Source organism: Psychrobacter sp. AOP5-GZ1-6, assembly GCF_052376345.1.
In the GTDB taxonomy this organism is placed as follows: domain Bacteria; phylum Pseudomonadota; class Gammaproteobacteria; order Pseudomonadales; family Moraxellaceae; genus Psychrobacter.
Genome location: NZ_JBQSVP010000362.1, coordinates 1 through 365, shown reverse-complemented (window position 1 = coordinate 365; position 365 = coordinate 1). Strand labels below are relative to the sequence as shown.

The 365-nt window shown below is 46.8% G+C and carries 1 pseudogene; it reads right to left on the bottom strand.

From position 1 onward, the window contains the following. Positions 1 to 364: pseudogene (locus ACT3RN_RS16215) on the bottom strand (IS5 family transposase); the annotation flags it as partial. Between the last annotated feature and the right edge of the window lies 1 nt (position 365).

Here is a 365-nt window from a genome sequence, read left to right as displayed (position 1 = left end):
GTCAGTCCACCTTTGCTGCGTCCAATGGCTTGATCCCTTTTTTTCCAGCACTGTGCTGGTGGGCTTTAACAATCGTGGCATCTAGCATGGCATATTCGTCATCGGATTGTTCAGAGAGTTGATTAAAAACCTGCTCCCATACGCCTTTTTTTGACCAGCGACTAAAACGAGTATGAATCACTCTGAAGTCGCCAAAGCGTTCAGGTAGGTCACGCCAAGGTATGCCGGTCTTGTAACGGTACAGAACCGCTTCTACGAACAAGCGGTTATCCTTTGCAGTAACACCAACGTCACTTGGTTTACCAGGTAGAATGTCTTTAATTCTCTCCCATTGGTCATCACGTAGGGCATGTCGTCTTGTCATA